The organism is Clostridium sp. Marseille-P3244, from assembly GCF_900120155.1.
GTDB lineage: Bacteria > Bacillota > Clostridia > Lachnospirales > Lachnospiraceae > Mediterraneibacter.
In genome coordinates, this window is record NZ_LT635549.1 from 919280 (window position 1) to 938323 (window position 19044).

Genomic DNA, 19044 nt, shown 5'->3' on the forward strand with positions numbered 1-19044 from the left:
CATGCCGGCTGGCAGCAGCGGCTGTTGCGTATGCCTTATATGTGTATACGCTCTTGGGAAAGCGCCGGTTGCAGTCCGGGAAGAAGAAAAAGGATGGGAGGAAGAAGGAATGTATGAAAAAATTTTTGCGGTCGTACAGTCTGTGGACGATTTTGTCTGGGGTTGGGGGATGATCTGTCTCCTCCTGGGTACACATCTGTTTCTGACGATTCGCACCGGCTTTATCCAGAAAAAGACGATTACAAAAGGGATTCCCCTTTCTGTAGCTAAAGAAGAAGGAGCAGAAGGGGAAGTCAGTCAGTTTGGCGCTCTGACGACAGCGCTCGCCTCCACGATCGGTACGGGGAATATCATTGGTGTGGGCACAGCGATCGCCCTTGGGGGTCCCGGGGCAGTGCTGTGGTGCTGGCTGACCGGAGTGTTCGGTATTGCGACCAAATATGCGGAGTCTCTGATTGCTGTGAAATATCGTGTGAAGACGGAAGACGGACGTATGCAGGGGGGAGCGATGTATGCTCTGGAACGAGGCCTGAATATGAAATGGCTGGGGATTATTTTCGCCGTTTTTGCCGGGTTTGCTTCCTTTGGGATCGGATGCGCCACCCAGGTGAACGCGATTGCCGAGGTCTGTAATAAGAATCTGGGGATACAGCCCTGGATCGTGGGGATCATCATTGCCGTATTAACGGCGTTTGTCATATTCGGCGGGATTAAAACGATCGCCAGTGTGTGTGAGAGGCTGGTGCCTTTTATGGCGGTTTTTTATGTGGCAGGCTGTCTGATCATTCTGTTTATGAACCGCGATTTTGTTATTCCTGCCGTTACGACGATCTGTAAGCTTGCATTTGCCGATGAGAAGGCGGTTGTAGGAGGTCTTATCGGCGGAGGCCTTAGAGCCGCGATCCAGTATGGAGTGGCCAGAGGGCTCTTTTCCAATGAATCCGGAATGGGTTCGGCACCTATCGCGGCAGCCGCGGCGAAGACAAGAAATCCGGTGCGTCAGGCGCTGGTATCCTCTACCGGGACTTTTTGGGACACAGTGGTAGTCTGTCTGATGACAGGACTTGTCCTTGTCACTACTATGATGAAGAATCCACAGATCGCAGCAGCCCAGATCACGGACGGAGGAGAATTGACAACTCTCGCGTTTGATCAGATCCCATATCTGGGGCCGCTTATTCTTGTTGTGGGTATTATTTCCTTTGCCTATTCCACGATTCTTGGCTGGGCATATTATGGAGAACGCTGCGTCGAGTATTTCGCGGGGAAAAAGGGACTGTTTCCCTACAGGGTGCTGTATGTGGCAGTGGCGCTGATCGCTCCGGTTCTTGCGCTGGATCTGGTCTGGAAGATCGCGGATATTCTTAATGCCTTGATGGCAATCCCTAATCTCATCGCGGTACTCCTTTTATCACCGGTCATTGTAAAAGAGACAAGGAAATATATACATAATCTGGATGCTGTGGATGATACGCCGGTTCCGGTTGTAAAGACAGGCGTAAGAAAATAACAGAACGGGCCGGGAGGCAGTGACAATAGGAGCAGGGATAAAGATGATAGCAATAATTGATTATGATGCCGGAAATATTAAAAGTGTGGAGAAAGCTCTTCTGCTGTTGGGACAGGATGTGAAGATCACCGGGGATGGCAACGAGATCTTAAAGGCAGATAAAGTTGTACTTCCGGGAGTGGGAGCTTTTGGCGACGCGATGAGGAATATAAAAGACAGGGGCCTGGAGAGAGTGATCCGGGAAGTTGCGGAGAAGGGGACTCCTTTTCTGGGGATCTGCTTAGGGCTCCAGCTGCTTTTTGAGTGCAGCGCTGAGGCTCCGGGGGTGAAAGGCCTGGGAATTCTAAAAGGAGAAATTTTAAAAATACCGGAACAAAAAGGACTTAAGATTCCTCATATGGGGTGGAATTCACTGCATCTGGAAAATAGTGGAAGACTTTTTCAGGGAATAAAAGAAGGATCATATGTATATTTTGTTCATTCATATTATCTGAAAGCGGCGGATGAAAAAATTGTAAAAGCATCTACAGAATACGGGACACACATTCATGCGTCTGTGGAGCAGGGCAATGTATTTGCCTGTCAGTTTCATCCTGAAAAAAGCAGTGATGTGGGACTGGCGATACTACGTAATTTTGTGGAGCTGTAAGAAGAGTTCTGAGGAGAAACGTTATGCTGACAAAGAGAATTATCCCCTGTCTGGATGTAAATGACGGCAGAGTGGTTAAGGGTGTCAATTTTGTGGACTTAAAGGACGCCGGCGATCCTGTAGCGATCGCAAAAGCCTATGATAAAGCCGGGGCGGATGAACTGGTGTTTTTGGATATTACGGCTTCTTCGGATAACAGAAGGACCGTGGCCGATATGGTGAGAAAAGTTGCGGAGTGCGTGTTTATCCCGTTTACTGTGGGTGGGGGAATCCGTACGGTGGATGATTTCCGGGCCATCCTGAGAGAAGGAGCGGACAAAGTTTCCATTAATTCATCCGCGATCAATACACCAGAACTGATCCGACAGGCGGCGGACAAGTTTGGGAGCCAGTGTGTTGTGGTTGCCATTGACGCAAAGAGGAGAGCGGACGGATCAGGATGGAATATCTATAAAAATGGCGGACGGATCGACACAGGACTGGACGCTGTAGAGTGGGCCAGACACGTGGAGAAGCTGGGAGCCGGGGAAATACTGCTTACCAGCATGGACTGCGATGGGACAAAGGCAGGGTACGACCTGGAACTGACCCGGGAGATCGCAGAGAACATCTCTATTCCCGTAATCGCCTCCGGCGGTGCCGGACGACTCGAACATTTTAAAGATGCCCTGACGGTGGGAAAGGCGGATGCGGCGCTGGCTGCATCCCTGTTCCACTATAAAGAACTGGAGATCCGACAGGTGAAAGAGTATCTGCGAGAAGAAGGCGTGGCAGTTAGAATGTGAAAAAAGTGTGAACGGGGACGTGTACCTTTTAAAAAGTGCCTGTCCCCTTTTTAAAGAATATTCAGACAATAAAGGAGATCAGCGATGGCCGGGTTAGATGGAGACTGGTATGAGGCCCTGAAGGGTGAATTTTCGAAATCTTATTACAGGAAACTTTTTGAGACGGTAAATCAGGAATACAGGACAAGGAGGATTTTCCCTCCGGCGGAGGATATTTTTAATGCTTTTCATCTGACGCCGCTTAAGGATGTGAAGGTAGTGATCCTGGGACAGGATCCGTATCATAACAACGGGCAGGCGCACGGGCTGTGTTTTTCTGTCAGGAAGGGCGTAGAGATCCCGCCTTCCCTTGTAAATATTTATCAGGAACTTCATGATGATCTGGGCTGTACGATCCCGAGTCATGGATGCCTGACAAAATGGGCGGAGCAGGGGGTGCTCCTGTTGAATACGGTCCTTACGGTGAGGGCTCACCAGGCAAATTCGCATCGTGAGATCGGCTGGGAAGAGTTTACAGACGCGGCGATCAAGGTTTTGAATGAGCAGGACAGGCCTATCGTGTTTATTCTGTGGGGCGGCCCCGCGCAGAGGAAGAGATTTATGCTGAATAATCCCAAACATTTAATCCTTATGGCTCCGCACCCTAGCCCGCTGTCCGCTTTCCGGGGATTTTTCGGCAGCAGGCCGTTCAGCCAGACAAATGAATTCTTGGAAAGCCATGGGGTCAGCCCGATCGACTGGCAGATTGAATAGCAATGGTGTCATAAGAAATATTCGAACGGTACAGAAAAATTTCTTGCATTTTGATAAAAACAGCGGTATAATCTTTTCGTGCCGAATGCAGATGTAGTTCATCGGTAGAACACCAGCTTCCCAAGCTGGGGAGGCGGGTTCGATTCCCGTCATCTGCTTGTGATTTTCCCGGAAATGCTGAAAACACAGCATTTCCGGGTATTTTTTATTCAAAAGAGAAGGGAAAACTTTATGATTCTTTTTGGTACGGAGCACCTGGAACTGTTCAATTATATCATTCACCATTTCCTTCAGATAGAAATATTCGAGGGAAGACAGGATGCCTCAGAGGCAGATGATATGGCGGTTGGGGATGCCATCGAGGTTTTCATGCCTAAATATTTGTTCCGGGAACAGTATGCCAGATGTGTGCAGGTCTTCCGTCAGTTGTTTTACTGGACAGAGGATGAGTTCTGCCATGAGATGGGAGCGCTTCATGAAGTGGCATTATATGGATTTTTGAAATATATGTCCGATCTAAGGGAAGATACAGAAGATTTCGACAGTATTTATTTTGACGAGAAAAGCCGCAGACTTATCCAGGAAGCAGCCCGGTGGGATGTCCGGGAGGACGGTGAGGCTACGTTGGAAGAAGCAATGGAGCTTTATTACAATATATGGAACTATCCGGATCTGATCCTGGAAGATGAAGACTTTCAGGTAATACCGGCTCTGTATAACAGAAGGATCAAAGGAGATCCTTCTATGGAAAACTTTCTGGGGATCAACATAGACTATTTTTTTGATATTCTTCCTGTGGATATCCAGAAAAAATACAGGACCGGATGCATTACACTGACCGGAGAGATAGAGAGGCTGCTTGCTTATATTCAGGACCGGATCAGCCATGGGAGCCTTTACCGGCTGTTCTGGGAAAACGGGAAACCTGTAAATGAAGGGAAGATTCAGGTGATCCTGGAAAATATCATGGATGCTTATTTTCACGGTCAGGAGATCGACATCACAAGAGAAGCTCTGCTGGGGACCGGACAGGTAGATTTTAAACTTTACCGGGATCACGGGGAAGACGGGAAGATACTGATCGAGATCAAAAAGGCGGACAGCCCCGCTCTGAGAAAAGGCTATGAGAAGCAGCTGACAGAATATATGCTTTCGTCCAGATATAAAAATTCATTTTATCTGATCGCGTGTTTCACGGATGAAGAATATGAACGGGCGGACCGGTTTATCAGAGAGCACATTTATACGGACACAGTCCAGCTGTACATCAATATAGCCGTGCTAGACCTGCGTATCCGGAAGACGGCGTCAAAAATGTAAGCAGGGCCGTCTCCGGGACATTTCTGTAAATATGCGCATCACTGTTTATTCCTCGATCACCTGGATCTCCAGATAATCAAAATCGATGGAATCAACGAAATTGTCCTGGTAGAACCTGGCTTTGGCATGCCTTTTGAATTCGGCAATAGTGGAATCAAGCCAGATGGGCTTGCTTAGATCAAATTCATAGCAGATCTGATCCAGCGCATTAAATATTTTATGGGTGCGGGTATCATCCGTGCTGTCACAGATGACGGTGTCCCTGAGCATCCGATTGTCCTTAAATTCTTTACCCCATAAACGAAACATAGGTCTACTCCTTTCCATGCAGCTATTCTAACACAGAAGAGAAAAAGGGAAAAGTGATTTCTTCCATTGCCGGGAAAGACACTTTTTGATATAGTGTTAAAGGACGGGAGGTAGATGGGAAATGATCAGACTTTGTACAGAGGCAGACAAAGAGCCCCTGACAGACTATTTGAAGGATGAGCCATATGGCAGGGCGATCGCGGCAGCTATAGAAGAATTTGGCCTGGACGTCCGGTTTCAGACAGTGTATTTGGATGAAGCCCTCAAGGAAGAAGGCGAATGTGAGAAGGAGATCCGCGGGGTCTATCTTTGGATGTACAATAACCTTCTCCTCTATTCGAAAGAAAATCAGATTGAGATTGATTTCCTGGAACAGATGATGGGGATACAGGCGCCGGAAAGGGTGGCGGGCAGGAAAGATAATGTGGATATTGTCAGCTGGCTTCTTACGGATTATCATATGGAAACAGGGAATACACTGCCGGAGATCACCGGGGAAAACGGAAAAACGGTGGAGTGCCTGGACAGGCGGGAACACGAAGGAGAATGGGCAGTACTAACCAGATAAAGGGGAAAATATTATGAAAAAGTTTTTGGACAGGATATTTATTGAGGGATTAAGTGGTATGGCGCAGGGCCTTTTTGCCACATTGATCATCGGTACAATTATTCAGCAGATCGGTACTTTTATCGGAGGAAACGCCGGGGATCTGATCTATACTCTGGGGAAAGTGGCCGCCGGACTGACCGGCGCGGGCATCGGCGTTGGAGTGGGAAGAAAGCTTGACGCCGGGCATCTTGTGATCGTATCCGCCGCGGTGGTCGGGATCGTGGGAGCATTCGCGGGTGATCTTCTGTCAGGGGACATCCTTGTAGATGGAAATCTTGTTCTGTCGGGCCCGGGAGAACCTCTGGGAGCTTTTGTGGCCGCTTATATTGCCATTGAAATCGGAATCCTGATATCCGGCAGGACGAAACTGGATATTATACTGACCCCGCTTGTATGTATCGGGATCGGCTCTGCGGTAGGACTGCTGGTAGGCCCTCCGATATCGGGATTTATGACATGGCTGGGGTCACTGATCAACTGGGGGACAGAGCAGCAGCCTTTCCTGATGGGGATTGTTGTATCTGTGCTGATGGGAATGATCCTCACGCTTCCGATCAGTTCGGCGGCTCTGGGCGTGATCCTGAATCTGTCAGGTCTGGCGGCAGGAGCGGCAACGGTAGGGTGCTGCTGCAACATGATCGGGTTCGCCGTGGCCAGCTGGCGTGAGAATAAATTCGGCGGATTTCTGGCTCAGGGGATTGGGACGTCTATGCTGCAGGTGCCCAATATCGTGCGGCATCCTCAGATCTGGCTTCCGGCGATCCTGTCCAGCGCCATTTTGGGACCGTTAGGCACGATGGTGTTCCATATGACCAACAATGCCACCGGCTCCGGGATGGGAACCGCGGGCTTGGTCGGCCCTCTGATGACATGGCAGGTTATGACCCAGACGGAACCCGGGACAATCGTACTGCTCAAGATTATTCTGATCCAGTTTGTACTTCCGGCGGTGGTGACACTTCTTATTTCAGAATTTATGAGAAAGAAGAGATGGATCCATCCTGGAGATATGAAACTGGAACTGTAAAAAATCATAAAAAAAGAGTGAACTCTGTGACAGAGTACACAAAAAATGATATACTAAACAAAACGAAACAACCAATGGGGGATATCCGCGATGAAAGGTGAACAACAGGTGGAGGCTGCATTGAAGAGCTACGAGGATGTCGACAGTTGGAAAACAGTTATATTTCTATATAATGCAGCTTTAAAAGAGGTTGGCACAAAGCTGGAGATCCTGAATGACGAATTCCAGCATGTGCATCAGTATAACCCGATCGAGCATATCAAGACAAGGATCAAGACGCCGGAGAGTATTGTAAAGAAGCTGAAACGATATGGTTATGAGGCTTCTATTGAAAATATGGTACGTTACATAAATGATATCGCCGGGGTACGCCTGATCTGCTCTTTCACGTCAGATATCTATCGTCTGGCTGAAATGATAGGAAATCAGAGCGACCTGAAAGTGATCTCCATCAAGGATTATATAAAGAATCCCAAGGAAAGCGGCTATAAAAGTTATCATATGCTCGTATCTGTTCCGATTTTTTTGTCTGACAGTGTAGTTGATACAAAGGTAGAGATACAGATACGGACCATTGCCATGGATTTCTGGGCAAGCCTGGAACATAAGATTTATTACAAGTTCGAAGGGAACGCGCCGGATTATATCAGCAGGGATCTACAGGAGTGTGCCAAGATGGTGTCTGAACTGGATGAGAAGATGCTGTCACTTAATGAGGCGATCCAGGAGTGTATCATTCACGACGAAAGACAGGATAATATGGATGATGTTCTGGATAATGTGATCGGGAACAGAAAAGAACAAAATCAGTTACAGAAGATAAAATAGAAAATGGGGACAGGTACCTTTTAAAAAGTACCTGTCCCTTTTTGCCATCTCCCGGAAGCGCCACATGGAAGCACAAGCCCGGATGATGTTACGGGAAGGCCGATCTCCTGGGAGTCCACGTGGCCTCCCCAGGGTTTCAGTTCAGTGGCGATCATATAGGTGAGCACAGCGGGAGCCAGTCCTGTTGTGTACGAATTTACAAGGAAAAACAGAGCATCTCTGGACAGGATTTTTGTACACAGCCTGATCAGAGGATGGATCATATCTTCGATCTTCCAGATTTCGCCTTTGGGGCCTCTGCCGTAAGAAGGTGGATCCATAATGATAGCGTCGTAAGTATTTCCTCTCCGGATCTCCCGTTCTACATATTTCACACAGTCGTCTACAAGCCAGCGGATAGGAGCGTCTTTCAGGCCGGAAGATACGGCATTTTCCTTCGCCCACGCCACCATTCCTTTTGAGGCATCAACGTGAGTGACGGAAGCGCCGGCCGCGGCGGCAGAAAGTGTGGCTCCGCCGGTGTAGGCAAACAGATTGAGTACTTTCACCGGCCGGCCGGCACCACGGATGATCCCGGAGAACCAGTCCCAGTTAGCCGCCTGCTCCGGGAAAAGACCTGTGTGTTTGAAACTAAACGGCTTCAGATTAAAAGTGAGGTTTCCATAATGGATCTGCCACTGTTTGGGAAGGCTGAAGAATTCCCATTCACCTCCACCCTTCTTGCTGCGGTGGTAATGTCCGTTTCTGTTCTCCCAGCCTTTATTTTTACGGGGTGTATCCCAGATTACCTGTGGATCCGGGCGCACGAGGATATATTTTCCCCACCGTTCCAGTTTCTCCCCTTTCGAGCAGTCAATGATTTCATAATCTTTCCAGTTCTTTGCGATCCACATAAAACGAATCCTTTCTATGACAATATTTCTGCGGTATGATTCCTATAAATGAAGTGTATCTGGTTTATTATAACATAGATCTTGGAAGCGGGCATGTTTTCTTTCAAATGCCGGAGGAAGGATTAGAAACGTGTATCCAGGCATATGAAATCATGTTATAATGTACTCAGTTATAAAAAGGAGGAATGTGCCATGATCACGGTGAATGCGGTAGGAGATATCTGTCCGATCCCGGTCGTTAAGACCAAGAAAGCACTGGGAGAGCTGAATGGGCCGGGGCAGATCGAAGTCTTTGTGGATAATGAAACAGCGATGAAGAATGTAACCAAAATGGCAAAAAATTCCGGCGCCAAGACAGAGCAGGAAGTGCTGGAAGAAGGCCGGTACAGGATATTGATCACAGTTGGAGAAAGTGTACAGAATACCCGCACCAATGAAGGGGACGGCAGGATGGAGCAGACAAAAGTCCCGGCTTTGGTATCGGACCGGGATCCGGTGTGCAGGACCTGTGTCGGCACAGTTGTGTCTGTCGGCTCGGACCGGATGGGGGACGGAAGTGATGAACTGGGCCATATTCTCATGAAGAGTTTTATATTTGCAGTGACCCAGCTCGATGAGCTGCCGGACAAGATGATCTTCTACAACGGCGGCGCCAGGCTGACAGTGGAAGGGTCAGAGAGTCTGGAGGATCTGAGAAACCTTGAGGAACAGGGAGTGGAGATCCTGACATGCGGCACATGTCTCGATTACTATGGCCTGAAGGAAAAACTGGCCGTAGGGGGAGTGACCAACATGTACAGTATTGTGGAGATCCTGCAGAGTTCAGTCAGCGTGATACGCCCCTAAGTGACCTGCAAGAGCTTCAGACGGCACGAAAGAGGCCGCAGAAGGAAAAGGGAGAAGAAGCATGAACGAAAAAATTCGGTTAACACAGTTCGCAAAACATGGAGGATGCGCGGCGAAGATCGGACCCGATACCCTTTCCAAAGTGCTTGGAAAGCTGCCGCGGTTCAGTGACCCGGAACTCCTCGTCGGTTTTGAGACATCGGATGATGCGGCAGTCTATAAGATAAGCGACGATACAGCGGTGATCCAGACTCTGGATTTCTTTACTCCGGTAGTGGATGACCCTTATACATTCGGCCAGGTGGCTGCCTCCAACGCGCTCAGCGATGTGTACGCTATGGGAGGAGACCCCCGGATTGCGCTGAACATCGTATGCTTTCCGGAAGATCTGGATCCGGATGTGCTGGGTGAGATCCTGCGGGGCGGTGCAGATAAGGTGAGGGAAGCCGGCGCAGTGCTTGTGGGAGGGCACTCCATACAGGACGACGTCCCAAAATACGGGCTGTCGGTGATGGGAGTGGCCCATCCTGAAAAGATTTATAAAAATTTCGGGTGCCGGGAAGGGGATGTGCTCATCCTGACCAAACAGATCGGAAGCGGAATCGTAAATACAGCGGTGAAGGCGCAGATGGCGTCCGCGGACGCAGAACAGGAAGCAGTCCGAGTTATGACATCACTGAACCGCAGAGCAAAGGAAACGATCCAAAACTATACGGTCCATGCCTGTACAGATGTAACCGGGTTCGGACTTCTCGGGCATTGTTCCGAGATGGCCTCAGCCAGCGGGGCGGTTCTCGAGATCCATGTAAGAGATATCGCTTATATCCGCGGAGCAAAGGAATATGCCCAGATGGGCCTGATCCCCGGCGGAGCGTACCGGAATCAGAGGTACGCCGAAGATCTGCTGGATCCCGGGGATGTGGAAGAAGTGTACGTGGACCTGGTCAGTGATCCGCAGACATCCGGGGGGCTTTTGCTGGCGGTGCCGGAGGATGAGGCGGGCTCACTGCTTAAGGATCTTGGAAAAGCGGGCCTGGGTACGGAAGTTTCTGTGGTCGGCCGGGTGGCCGGATGCGGGGCCAGACCTGCGATACGCCTGAGATAAAGGAGCAAAACAGATGAATTTGAAACAACTGGAAGCATTTGTCAGAGTGGCAGAGACAAAAAGCTTTTCGGCTGCCGCGCGGCAGCTGTATCTGACGCAGCCCACGGTCAGCTCCCATATCTCCGCCCTGGAACAGGAACTGAACGCCTGTCTGCTGATAAGGAATACAAAGGGCGCCGCATTGTCTGAAGAAGGGAAAAAGCTTTATGCATATGCAGAGCAGATGCTGGAGTTAGAGCAGAAGATCCGGGAACAGTTCGGGCTGGAGGGAGGACGGAAAGGCTGTGTTCTGCGGATTGCCGCGTCTACAGTTCCGTCTCAGTATCTTCTTCCGGAAATCCTTGCAGAGTTTCATTCCAGGTATCCGGAAGAACAGCTGAAAGTGCTGGAGACTGACAGCGAAGGTGTGATCGATCAGATCTTGTCTCATAAGGCGGATATCGGTTTCACCGGAACCGTTCTGGAAAAAGGAAACTGTACATATCTTCCGTTCTACCAGGATGAACTGGTCCTCATTACGCCGGCTTCGGAACGGTTTCAGGAAAGAGTGGGACAGGACATATGGTCCTGGGTTGCGAAGGAGCCTGTTATCCTGAGAGAAGAAGGATCGGGAACCAGGAAAGAAGCGGAACGGATATTTGCCCGGATGGGGATCCCCATGGAGAGTTTCCGGACAGCGGCTGTCATAGAGAATCCGGAGACGATCAAACGCACAGTGGCAAACGGCACCGGAATCTCTGTATTGTCCCGCCTTGCCGCGGCAGAAGAGATCAGCAGCGGGAAACTGCTGGCATTTCCTCTGGGAAGCGGAGGGGGAAAACGCAGCATCAATCTGGTCTATGATTCCGGATATCCTGTCCTTCCGGCAGCAGATAAATTCATTGAAACTGTAAGAGCGATGTATGAAAAGACAGGTTGTCTTTAAAGGAGAAGGCAGAATAAAACAGCCTCTCTTATAGATTTTTTCTATAAGAGAGGCTGTTTTATTCTGCCTTTTGATTGGACGAAAAAACAGAAGGAACCTATACTGAAATTACAGCAGTATGTACCCGGCGTCACGAAAGGAGCGGTCAGGAAATGATCTACATGGATAACGCGGCGACAAGTCTGCAAAAACCGGCTGAAGTCAGCCAGGCTGTACTGAAGGCGTTTGAAACCATAGGAAATGCCGGACGGGGAGTTTCAGAGACTGCCCTGTGCGCGGCACGGATCATCTATGGGACACGGGAAAAACTGGCCCGTTTTTTTCACGCGGAATCCCCGAACCGGATTGCTTTCACGGCCAATTCGACGGAAAGTCTGAACATGGCGATCAAGGGAACGATTGCTCCGGGAGACCATGTGATCACTACCGTGCTGGAACATAATTCTGTTCTGCGTCCCCTCTATGAATGTCAGAGGCAGGGAGCAGAACTCACGATAATTGGCTGCGATGAGAAGGGGAATGTCTCCTGCCGTGAGATGGAGGCTGCCATCCGCGGAAATACGAAGGCCATTGTCTGCACTCATGCATCGAATCTGACCGGGAACATGATCAATATAGAAGCTGTGGGCAGCATGGCAGAAAAGCACCGTCTTCTTTTTATCGTCGACGCCTCTCAGACGGCGGGGGTGTATCCGATCGATGTCAGTAGAATTGGGATTGACATCCTCTGTTTTACCGGGCATAAGAGCCTGCTGGGGCCCCAGGGGACCGGAGGCATATATGTCAGGCCGGGAGTTGAGGTCCGGCCGCTGCTGAGCGGGGGAAGCGGGGTGGATACCTATAACCGGCACCACCCTTCCCAGATGCCGACTGCTCTTGAGGCAGGCACTCTGAACGGACACGGGATCGCGGGGCTGGGAGCGGCGCTGGACTATCTGGAGTCTGTCGGTCTGGAGCAGATCCGGAAAAGAGAGCTGGCATTGATGTGGCGGTTTTATGAGGGAGTTTCCCAGATCCCCGGGATTAAAGTGTACGGAGATTTTGACACGGAAGACCGTGCCCCTATCGTTGCTCTCAATATCCGGGATTATGATTCTTCCCAAGTCAGTGACGAGCTGGATACAGAATACGGCATTGTTACCCGCCCGGGCGCACACTGCGCGCCTTTGATGCACCAGGCATTGGGAACAGAGGGACAGGGTGCCGTGCGGTTCAGTTTCTCCCATTATAATACGGAGGAAGAAGTTGATAAGGCTGTAAAGGCAGTAGCAGAACTGGCGTGCGGGTAAAGTGCAGGTGGAAAAGAAAAAGGAACAAAAGGAAAACAGGAGGGAAACATGAATTTATCTGATTCAAAGAAAAAACTGGCGCTGGCCGGTATTATATGCGGTCTTGTGGCTGCATGTCTGGCTTATTTCGGGAATCCGGCCAATATGGCTTTCTGTATCGCGTGTTTTATACGGGATACGGCCGGTTCTCTGGGACTTCATTCTGCGGAGACTGTACAGTATGCAAGGCCGGAGATCATAGGACTTGTGCTGGGCGCATTCCTGATCTCCGTGGCGACAAAAGAATACCGCTCCATGGCAGGATCTTCTCCGGCAGTACGTTTTGTGCTGGGAATGATCATCGTCATCGGCTCCCTGGTATTTTTGGGCTGCCCGCTTCGGATGATCATCCGTATGTCCGCGGGAGATCTGAATGCCTGGATCGCGCTGATCGGATTTATACTGGGAGTGGGAACAGGCGTGTTTGCGCTTAAGAAGGGATTCAGCCTGGGACGGGCGCATATGACGAACCGGATGAGCGGAGCCGTACTTCCGGTACTCATGGCGGGCATCCTGGTTCTCGCGCTGGCCACGACTCTGCTGAAGAGCAGTCAGAGCGGCCCCGGGAGTATACATGCCCCGATCATTATTTCTCTGGCAGGGGGACTGATTTTCGGCGCTGCCGCGCAGAAATCAAGGATGTGTTTTGCGGGAAGCATCCGGGATGTAATCCTGATGAAGAATTTTGATCTGCTGACGATCATCGGGGCCTTCTTCGTGGTGATGCTGATCTTTAATATTGCCACCGGAAGATTCATCCTGGCTTTTGATACGCCGGGGATCATCGCCCATTCAGATCATCTCTGGAATATTCTTGGCATGTACGCGGTGGGGTTTGCCGCAGTGCTGGCAGGAGGATGCCCGCTGCGTCAGCTTATACTGGCAGGCCAGGGATCCTCGGATTCTGCGGTGACCGTGATCGGCATGTTTGTAGGAGCGGCGCTGGCCCACAATCTGGGACTTGCAGGCAGCGCTACAGCAGTAAATGCAGAGACGCAGGAGATCACGGCCGGAAGTGTGCCGTTTAATGGAAAAGTGGCAGTGATCATCTGCATTATCGTATGTTTTATCATTGCATTCGGCAATAAGAGAAGCGAAGGAAAGTAAGGAAGAAATATTTCTTTCATATGAAAAAGGAGGAAAGGATCATGAGGGAAGTAGACGCCAGGGGGCTTTCGTGCCCGGAACCGGTCATGCTTACAGAAGAGGCGATCAGAGAGGAGAAAGGCCCTGTCCGGGTTCTGGTATCAGAGCCTCATCAGAAAATGAACATCGAAAAATGCGCGAAGGATCACGGAAGGAAGACTGTGACTACAGAGACCGAAGACGGATTTGCCGTGACGATCGAGCCTTAATATGGTAAAATATGATCCATGAGGAAAAAGGAATTAAAACTTGTTGTAACATTTCATACGACAGCAGATGCCATGGCAATGGAGGAAGCCTGCCGCAGGGAGAAGATCCCCGGCAGGCTGATTCCCGTGCCAAGGAGCATATCCGCGGGATGCGGGATGGCCTGGTGCGCGCCGCCGGATCAGAGGGATGCTCTGGCCGGTGTAATGCAAAGACACGGGCTCGGGCAGGAGGGAATCCATGAGTGTATGTTGTAGAAGCTGTGCGGCAGCAGGCCGCAGTGCATGAGGAACACAAGAGTTTATCACATTTATAACACAAAAGATTCACACTATTTTGTTACCGTCTTCCATATACTGTAATATATTCAGGAGGGTAAAACATTGATCGAAGTGAGGAATCTGGTAAAGAAATATGGGACTCATCTGGCCGTAGACCACCTGAGCTTCAAGATTGAAGCCGGGCGGATCTACGGTCTTTTAGGTCCGAACGGAGCCGGGAAATCTACGACCATGAATATCATGACAGGATATCTGGGCGCCACCGAAGGTGAAGTGATCATTGACGGACATGACATTTTGAAGGAACCGGAAGAGGCGAAAAAGCATATCGGATATCTCCCGGAACAGCCGCCGCTGTACATGGATATGACTGTGAGGGAATATCTGGAGTTCGCGGCTGAGCTGAAAGGGATTTCCAGGGGGAAACGGCAGGAAACGATTGAAGAGGCAGAGCGTCTGGTGAAGATCCAGGATGTGGAACACCGGCTTCTCAAAAATCTTTCCAAAGGATACCGGCAGAGAGCGGGCCTTGCGCAGGCTGTACTGGGGTTTCCCGAGATCATTATCCTGGATGAGCCCAGTGTGGGACTGGATCCGAAACAGATCATTGAGATCCGGGAGCTGATCCGCAAGCTGGCAAAACAGCATACGGTTATTTTAAGTTCCCATATCCTTGCGGAAGTGAGAGAGGTATGTGATCATATCCTGATCATTTCCAGAGGAAAACTGGTGGCCAGCGATACGCCGGAAAATCTGGAGAAACAGCTGGGCGAACATAATGAGATAGAGATCGAGACGGAAGGATCTCTGGCAGAGATCCGGAATATTCTTAAAAATGTGCCTGGTATCGAAAGGATTGAAGGCAGGGGAAACAAAGACGGTCTTACCTGCGCGTCAGTCACCGAAAAAAAAGGAGAGGACGTCAGACGCCAGGTCTTCACGGCGTTCGCTTCGGCAGGGGTTCCCCTCCTTACGCTGAAATTGTCGGGAACCAGTCTGGAAGATGTGTTTATGGAACTGACACAGAATGATACGGTGCCGGACGCGTTTTCAAAGCATATCAGGGATCGAGAGAACGCAGATAGGCCCGCAGGAGAAGAGGAACAGGATACTTCTGAACAAGATGCTGCTGAGCCGGACATAGGAGAGGAGGATGAGGACAATGCTGGCGATCTATAAAAGAGAACTGAGATCTTATTTTCAGTCCATGGTAGGGTGCGTGTTCGTGGCATTTCTCGTGGCGTTTACAGGGATCTATTTTATGGCGTACAACATGACCATGGGATATCCGTACTTTTCCTATACATTGTCCGGGTCGCTGATCGTATTTCTGGTGGGGATCCCCCTGATCACGATGCGGAGTTTTTCGGAGGAGAGAAAGAACAAGACAGATCAGATGCTCCTGACAGCTCCGGTCAGTCTGGGTAAGATCGTAGCCGGAAAATATCTGGCGATGGCCACAGTGATCGCAATTCCCAATGTGATCTTCTGTATTTTTCCACTGATCATAAAGGCACAGGGGACGGCATATCTTGCGGTGGATTATATTTCCATCGGAATTTTCTTCCTTCTCGGGTGTGTGTATGCCGCCATCGGAATGTTCCTGTCCTCTCTTACGGAGAGCCAGATCATCGCGTTTATCAGTACATTCGGCATTCTCCTTGTCTTATATTTATGGGACGGGATCCTGTCCCTGCTTCCCGCTTCGTCAGTCAGTGGGCTGGTGGGGATCCTGATCCTGCTGGCGGCGATCGTGGTATATGTATGGCAGATGACGGGAAATTCCGTTCTGACGGGAGAGATCGGTATTATCGGAGCGACGGCAGCGATCATCGTTTATATCGTCAGATCAGAAGTGTATGAAAATCTGCTGACCAGACTTCTTGGCAGACTGGCGCTGGCCAATGTGTTTACGGATGTTACTGCCAACAGCATTTTAGATGTATCTGGTATAGTCCTGTATCTGTCAGTGATTGCCGTGTTTCTGTTCCTTACTGTTCAGGCGATCCAGAAAAGACGCTGGAGTTAGGAGGGTCGGACTGTGAAGAAACTATTAAAGACAATAAACAGCAACAGCGAAAAAGGTGGAGCCAGAGAGGGCAGGAGTATCAAGGAGAGATTCCGCACAGCGGGAACAAAGCATGGGACTTACAGCGTAGGGATTACCGTTCTGGTGATCGCGGTGGTGATCATCGCGAATCTGATCGTGGGCCAGTTCCCCGAGGCATTCCGCAGCATTGATGTGAGCAGCACAGGGATCTATGATATTTCCGATACGTCAGTGGAGCTTCTGGAAGGGCTTGACCGGGAGATCGACATGAAGGTACTGGCGGTAAAGGATGAAACAGATGAGCGCATCACTACGTTCCTGAATAAATACGCGGCGCTTTCCGACAGGATTACAGTGGAATGGATTGATCCGGTACTTCATCCGTCAGCGCTGACGGAATACGATACCACAGAAAATACGATTGTGGTTTCCTGTGAGGAAACAGGTAAGACAACTACAGTCTCGTTCGGGGATATCCTTGTGATGGATGAGTATTCTTACTATTATTACGGAACTACTTCCTATACAGAGTTTGACGGCGAGGGGCAGCTTACCAGTGCCATAAACTATGTGGCCAATGATGTAGAGAAGACGATTTATCAGACAACAGGCCACGGAGAGTCACAGCTGTCTGCGACGATCACAGACCTGATGGAGAAAAATAATTATAATCTGTCAGAATTAAATCTTCTGATGACGACGGAAATGCCGGAAGACTGCGATCTGCTGCTGATGTACGCTCCGACGGCGGATCTGTCAGAGGAAGAGACTCAGATGCTGACAGATTATCTGTCAGGCGGCGGGAAAGTCATGATCCTCCTGGGAGATACCAATGCCACAGAGCTTCCGAACCTGGAGGGAATCCTGGAAGAATACGGGATAACGGCGGCCGATGGATACATTGCGGATCCGGAAAGAGCTTACCAGGGAAATTATTACTATATTTTTCCGGAACTCTCCGTTTCAGGCGATCTGGCGGAGGGAATCTCTTCCCAGATGGTGCTGCTTACCAATACACATGGCATGAACCTGACAGATCCGGCCAGAGACACCATTTCCACCACGCCGTTCATGACGTCCTCGGATCAGGCATATGCCGTTACGGAGAATTCTCAGGAGCAGGGAACCTACACTCTGGGCGCAGTGGCGGAGGAAACGGTCGGCGGCGAAGAGAGTGAAGATACAGAATCAACGGAATCCGGGACAGAAGATACAGAAGACGCAGACTCAGAAGAGACAGACTCAGAAGATTCTGAAGGCGGAAGTGAAGAATCAGCGCAGAGCAGGCTTACCGTTATCTCTGCCGGCAGCCTGATCAGCCAGGAGATCACGGATACATTCCCCCAGCTTGAGAACACCCAGCTGTTTATGAATGCGGTGACAGCAAATTTTGAAGGGGTTCAGAATCTGTCTATTGAAGCCAAAAGCCTGAGTGTGGAATATAATACGGTACAGCACGGAGGACTGTTCAGTCTGCTGATGATCTTCGGGATCCCGGCCGCCATTCTGATCTCAGGATTTGTCGTATGGTTCAGGAGGAGGAAAGCATGAAAAAGAAGCAGAGAAGGATCCTGGCGCTGAGCGTGGTCCTTGTGGTCCTGGTGGCAGTATATCTGGGAATGGATGCATGGAACAGGAAAAAAGAACAGACGGCAGAAGAGGAAGAAAAAGCCTCCGTGATCCATGTGACAGATACTGAGGCAGAAGAGATTACAGGGATCAAACTGAACGTAACGAACGGAGAACTGGAATTTATAAAAGAGGACGGAACATGGTACTATGCCCCGGACAGAGATTTCCCGCTGGATCAGAGCTATCCTGAAGAGATCGCTGCCGTCGTCGGAAATATTACGGCAGACCGGCAGCTGGAAGATGGCGACACCATGGAAGATTACGGATTGGATGAGCCGGTATATACCGTAGAATATACAGACAGCGGGGGAAATACTACAGAGGTGTATTTCGGGGATCAGACCGGAGACTGGTATTATGTGACGGTGGGGGATACCGGTGTTGTATATACGGTAGAAAACACGGTCATTGACGGGCTGGATTATTCATTGGACGAGGTAGCACTCCTGGATGATTATCCCAGTATCGGAAGCGGAAATCTGGTGAGAGAAGTTATCACACAGAACGGACAGACCACCACATATGACAGTGAAGATGAAGACCAGTCAGAAGATATCGCGGCGATAGCCGGCGGGCTTGGCGCAGTGACACTTTCCGAGGCTGCGGACTATTCTGTTGAAGATGAAGATCTGGGCGACTACGGCCTGGATGAAGCGTCACGGATCACCGTGGAGGCAGTATATACGAATGATGGCGAAGAAGAGGTGCTTACGCTGTATATTGGCGGCGAAGACGGAAACGGCGACAGATATGTGATGATCAATGACTCACAGATCGTGTATCTGATCTCAGATGAGATATGTCAGAATATTCTGAACAATTGATCAATCGGGGTCAGGC

21 protein-coding genes and 1 tRNA gene are annotated in these 19044 nt (G+C 50.0%); 20 read left to right on the top strand and 2 right to left on the bottom strand.

Annotation, left to right across the window (positions count from 1 at the left end; all coding sequences use genetic code 11):
- Window positions 1-109: 109 nt before the first annotated feature.
- The 6 genes from BQ7367_RS06095 (at window position 110) to BQ7367_RS06120 (ending at window position 5017) form a co-directional block, all read left to right on the top strand.
- A complete protein-coding gene (locus BQ7367_RS06095) occupies window positions 110-1510 on the top strand; it encodes an alanine/glycine:cation symporter family protein (protein WP_072526101.1) in 1401 nt (466 codons plus the stop codon).
- A 43-nt stretch (window positions 1511-1553) separates the two neighbouring features.
- A complete protein-coding gene (gene hisH / locus BQ7367_RS06100) occupies window positions 1554-2159 on the top strand; it encodes an imidazole glycerol phosphate synthase subunit HisH (protein WP_072524641.1) in 606 nt (201 codons plus the stop codon).
- Window positions 2160-2182: 23 nt separating this feature from the next.
- The gene (gene hisF, locus BQ7367_RS06105) at window positions 2183-2944 is read left to right on the top strand and encodes an imidazole glycerol phosphate synthase subunit HisF (protein WP_072524642.1); all 762 of its coding nucleotides are present in this window, start codon (window positions 2183-2185) and stop codon (window positions 2942-2944) included.
- Between the two features lie 84 nt (window positions 2945-3028).
- Window positions 3029-3697 carry a uracil-DNA glycosylase gene (ung, locus tag BQ7367_RS06110; protein ID WP_072524643.1) on the top strand — a complete coding sequence of 223 codons (669 nt, stop codon included), beginning with the start codon at window positions 3029-3031 and terminating at the stop codon, window positions 3695-3697.
- An 87-nt stretch (window positions 3698-3784) separates the two neighbouring features.
- Window positions 3785-3855, top strand: a tRNA-Gly gene (locus BQ7367_RS06115).
- A 73-nt stretch (window positions 3856-3928) separates the two neighbouring features.
- A complete protein-coding gene (locus BQ7367_RS06120; RefSeq protein ID WP_143142965.1) occupies window positions 3929-5017 on the top strand; it encodes a hypothetical protein in 1089 nt (362 codons plus the stop codon).
- Between the two features lie 45 nt (window positions 5018-5062).
- Here the strand turns inward: BQ7367_RS06120 and BQ7367_RS06125 are convergent, their stop codons facing one another.
- Window positions 5063-5326: a hypothetical protein gene (locus BQ7367_RS06125; RefSeq protein ID WP_072524645.1), complete on the bottom strand. Its 264-nt coding sequence runs from the start codon at window positions 5324-5326 to the stop codon at window positions 5063-5065.
- 121 nt (window positions 5327-5447) lie between these two features.
- Between BQ7367_RS06125 and BQ7367_RS06130 the strand changes: the two genes are divergently transcribed.
- The 3 genes from BQ7367_RS06130 to BQ7367_RS06140 all read left to right on the top strand — a co-directional run bounded on the left by BQ7367_RS06130 (window position 5448) and on the right by BQ7367_RS06140 (window position 7791).
- The gene (locus BQ7367_RS06130) at window positions 5448-5894 is read left to right on the top strand and encodes a hypothetical protein (RefSeq protein WP_072524646.1); all 447 of its coding nucleotides are present in this window, start codon (window positions 5448-5450) and stop codon (window positions 5892-5894) included.
- A gap of 13 nt (window positions 5895-5907) precedes the next feature.
- Window positions 5908-6963 carry a PTS sugar transporter subunit IIC gene (locus BQ7367_RS06135; RefSeq protein ID WP_072524647.1) on the top strand — a complete coding sequence of 352 codons (1056 nt, stop codon included), beginning with the start codon at window positions 5908-5910 and terminating at the stop codon, window positions 6961-6963.
- A 90-nt stretch (window positions 6964-7053) separates the two neighbouring features.
- Entirely contained in the window at window positions 7054-7791 is a 738-nt protein-coding gene (locus BQ7367_RS06140) for a GTP pyrophosphokinase (protein ID WP_072524648.1), read from the top strand.
- Between the two features lie 20 nt (window positions 7792-7811).
- Here the strand turns inward: BQ7367_RS06140 and BQ7367_RS06145 are convergent, their stop codons facing one another.
- Window positions 7812-8684, bottom strand: coding sequence for a class I SAM-dependent methyltransferase (locus BQ7367_RS06145; protein WP_072524649.1), 873 nt, complete (start codon window positions 8682-8684; stop codon window positions 7812-7814).
- A 144-nt stretch (window positions 8685-8828) separates the two neighbouring features.
- Between BQ7367_RS06145 and yedF the strand changes: the two genes are divergently transcribed.
- The 11 genes from yedF (at window position 8829) to BQ7367_RS06200 (ending at window position 19028) form a co-directional block, all read left to right on the top strand.
- Window positions 8829-9530, top strand: coding sequence for a sulfurtransferase-like selenium metabolism protein YedF (yedF, locus tag BQ7367_RS06150; protein ID WP_442855358.1), 702 nt, complete (start codon window positions 8829-8831; stop codon window positions 9528-9530).
- Window positions 9531-9591: 61 nt separating this feature from the next.
- Window positions 9592-10635 carry a selenide, water dikinase SelD gene (gene selD / locus BQ7367_RS06155; RefSeq protein ID WP_072524651.1) on the top strand — a complete coding sequence of 348 codons (1044 nt, stop codon included), beginning with the start codon at window positions 9592-9594 and terminating at the stop codon, window positions 10633-10635.
- Window positions 10636-10648: 13 nt separating this feature from the next.
- Complete coding sequence (locus BQ7367_RS06160; RefSeq protein WP_072524652.1) at window positions 10649-11560, top strand: selenium metabolism-associated LysR family transcriptional regulator; 912 nt, start codon at window positions 10649-10651, stop codon at window positions 11558-11560.
- A 152-nt stretch (window positions 11561-11712) separates the two neighbouring features.
- Window positions 11713-12849: an aminotransferase class V-fold PLP-dependent enzyme gene (locus BQ7367_RS06165; RefSeq protein WP_072526102.1), complete on the top strand. Its 1137-nt coding sequence runs from the start codon at window positions 11713-11715 to the stop codon at window positions 12847-12849.
- A 48-nt stretch (window positions 12850-12897) separates the two neighbouring features.
- Entirely contained in the window at window positions 12898-13995 is a 1098-nt protein-coding gene (gene yedE / locus BQ7367_RS06170) for a YedE family putative selenium transporter (protein WP_072524653.1), read from the top strand.
- 41 nt (window positions 13996-14036) lie between these two features.
- A complete protein-coding gene (locus tag BQ7367_RS06175; RefSeq protein WP_072526103.1) occupies window positions 14037-14243 on the top strand; it encodes a sulfurtransferase TusA family protein in 207 nt (68 codons plus the stop codon).
- Between the two features lie 18 nt (window positions 14244-14261).
- Window positions 14262-14498, top strand: a complete 237-nt coding sequence (locus tag BQ7367_RS06180) for a putative Se/S carrier protein (RefSeq protein WP_072524654.1) — start codon at window positions 14262-14264, stop codon at window positions 14496-14498.
- A gap of 126 nt (window positions 14499-14624) precedes the next feature.
- The gene (locus BQ7367_RS06185; protein WP_072524655.1) at window positions 14625-15701 is read left to right on the top strand and encodes an ABC transporter ATP-binding protein; all 1077 of its coding nucleotides are present in this window, start codon (window positions 14625-14627) and stop codon (window positions 15699-15701) included.
- On the top strand, window positions 15685-16551 hold the full coding sequence (locus BQ7367_RS06190; protein WP_072524656.1) for an ABC transporter permease subunit: 867 nt from the start codon (window positions 15685-15687) through the stop codon (window positions 16549-16551). Before BQ7367_RS06185 ends, BQ7367_RS06190 begins: the two co-directional genes overlap by 17 nt.
- 12 nt (window positions 16552-16563) lie before the next feature.
- Window positions 16564-18123, top strand: a complete 1560-nt coding sequence (locus BQ7367_RS06195; RefSeq protein WP_442855360.1) for a Gldg family protein — start codon at window positions 16564-16566, stop codon at window positions 18121-18123.
- On the top strand, window positions 18120-19028 hold the full coding sequence (locus BQ7367_RS06200) for a DUF4340 domain-containing protein (protein WP_072524657.1): 909 nt from the start codon (window positions 18120-18122) through the stop codon (window positions 19026-19028). The genes BQ7367_RS06195 and BQ7367_RS06200 overlap by 4 nt, the downstream gene beginning before the upstream one ends.
- Window positions 19029-19044 lie beyond the last annotated feature (16 nt).

What these genes read in the sequence shown, in the direction of transcription:
- BQ7367_RS06095 (WP_072526101.1), top strand. Translation starts at nt 110, where the DNA reads ATGTATGAAAAAATTTTTGCGGTCGTACAGTCTGTGGACGATTTTGTC.
- hisH (WP_072524641.1), top strand. Translation starts at nt 1,554, where the DNA reads ATGATAGCAATAATTGATTATGATGCCGGAAATATTAAAAGTGTGGAG.
- hisF (WP_072524642.1), top strand. Translation starts at nt 2,183, where the DNA reads ATGCTGACAAAGAGAATTATCCCCTGTCTGGATGTAAATGACGGCAGA.
- ung (WP_072524643.1), top strand. Translation starts at nt 3,029, where the DNA reads ATGGCCGGGTTAGATGGAGACTGGTATGAGGCCCTGAAGGGTGAATTT.
- BQ7367_RS06120 (WP_143142965.1), top strand. Translation starts at nt 3,929, where the DNA reads ATGATTCTTTTTGGTACGGAGCACCTGGAACTGTTCAATTATATCATT.
- BQ7367_RS06125 (WP_072524645.1), bottom strand. Translation starts at nt 5,326, where the DNA reads ATGTTTCGTTTATGGGGTAAAGAATTTAAGGACAATCGGATGCTCAGG.
- BQ7367_RS06130 (WP_072524646.1), top strand. Translation starts at nt 5,448, where the DNA reads ATGATCAGACTTTGTACAGAGGCAGACAAAGAGCCCCTGACAGACTAT.
- BQ7367_RS06135 (WP_072524647.1), top strand. Translation starts at nt 5,908, where the DNA reads ATGAAAAAGTTTTTGGACAGGATATTTATTGAGGGATTAAGTGGTATG.
- BQ7367_RS06140 (WP_072524648.1), top strand. Translation starts at nt 7,054, where the DNA reads ATGAAAGGTGAACAACAGGTGGAGGCTGCATTGAAGAGCTACGAGGAT.
- BQ7367_RS06145 (WP_072524649.1), bottom strand. Translation starts at nt 8,684, where the DNA reads ATGTGGATCGCAAAGAACTGGAAAGATTATGAAATCATTGACTGCTCG.
- yedF (WP_442855358.1), top strand. Translation starts at nt 8,829, where the DNA reads ATGAAATCATGTTATAATGTACTCAGTTATAAAAAGGAGGAATGTGCC.
- selD (WP_072524651.1), top strand. Translation starts at nt 9,592, where the DNA reads ATGAACGAAAAAATTCGGTTAACACAGTTCGCAAAACATGGAGGATGC.
- BQ7367_RS06160 (WP_072524652.1), top strand. Translation starts at nt 10,649, where the DNA reads ATGAATTTGAAACAACTGGAAGCATTTGTCAGAGTGGCAGAGACAAAA.
- BQ7367_RS06165 (WP_072526102.1), top strand. Translation starts at nt 11,713, where the DNA reads ATGATCTACATGGATAACGCGGCGACAAGTCTGCAAAAACCGGCTGAA.
- yedE (WP_072524653.1), top strand. Translation starts at nt 12,898, where the DNA reads ATGAATTTATCTGATTCAAAGAAAAAACTGGCGCTGGCCGGTATTATA.
- BQ7367_RS06175 (WP_072526103.1), top strand. Translation starts at nt 14,037, where the DNA reads ATGAGGGAAGTAGACGCCAGGGGGCTTTCGTGCCCGGAACCGGTCATG.
- BQ7367_RS06180 (WP_072524654.1), top strand. Translation starts at nt 14,262, where the DNA reads ATGAGGAAAAAGGAATTAAAACTTGTTGTAACATTTCATACGACAGCA.
- BQ7367_RS06190 (WP_072524656.1), top strand. Translation starts at nt 15,685, where the DNA reads ATGCTGGCGATCTATAAAAGAGAACTGAGATCTTATTTTCAGTCCATG.
- BQ7367_RS06200 (WP_072524657.1), top strand. Translation starts at nt 18,120, where the DNA reads ATGAAAAAGAAGCAGAGAAGGATCCTGGCGCTGAGCGTGGTCCTTGTG.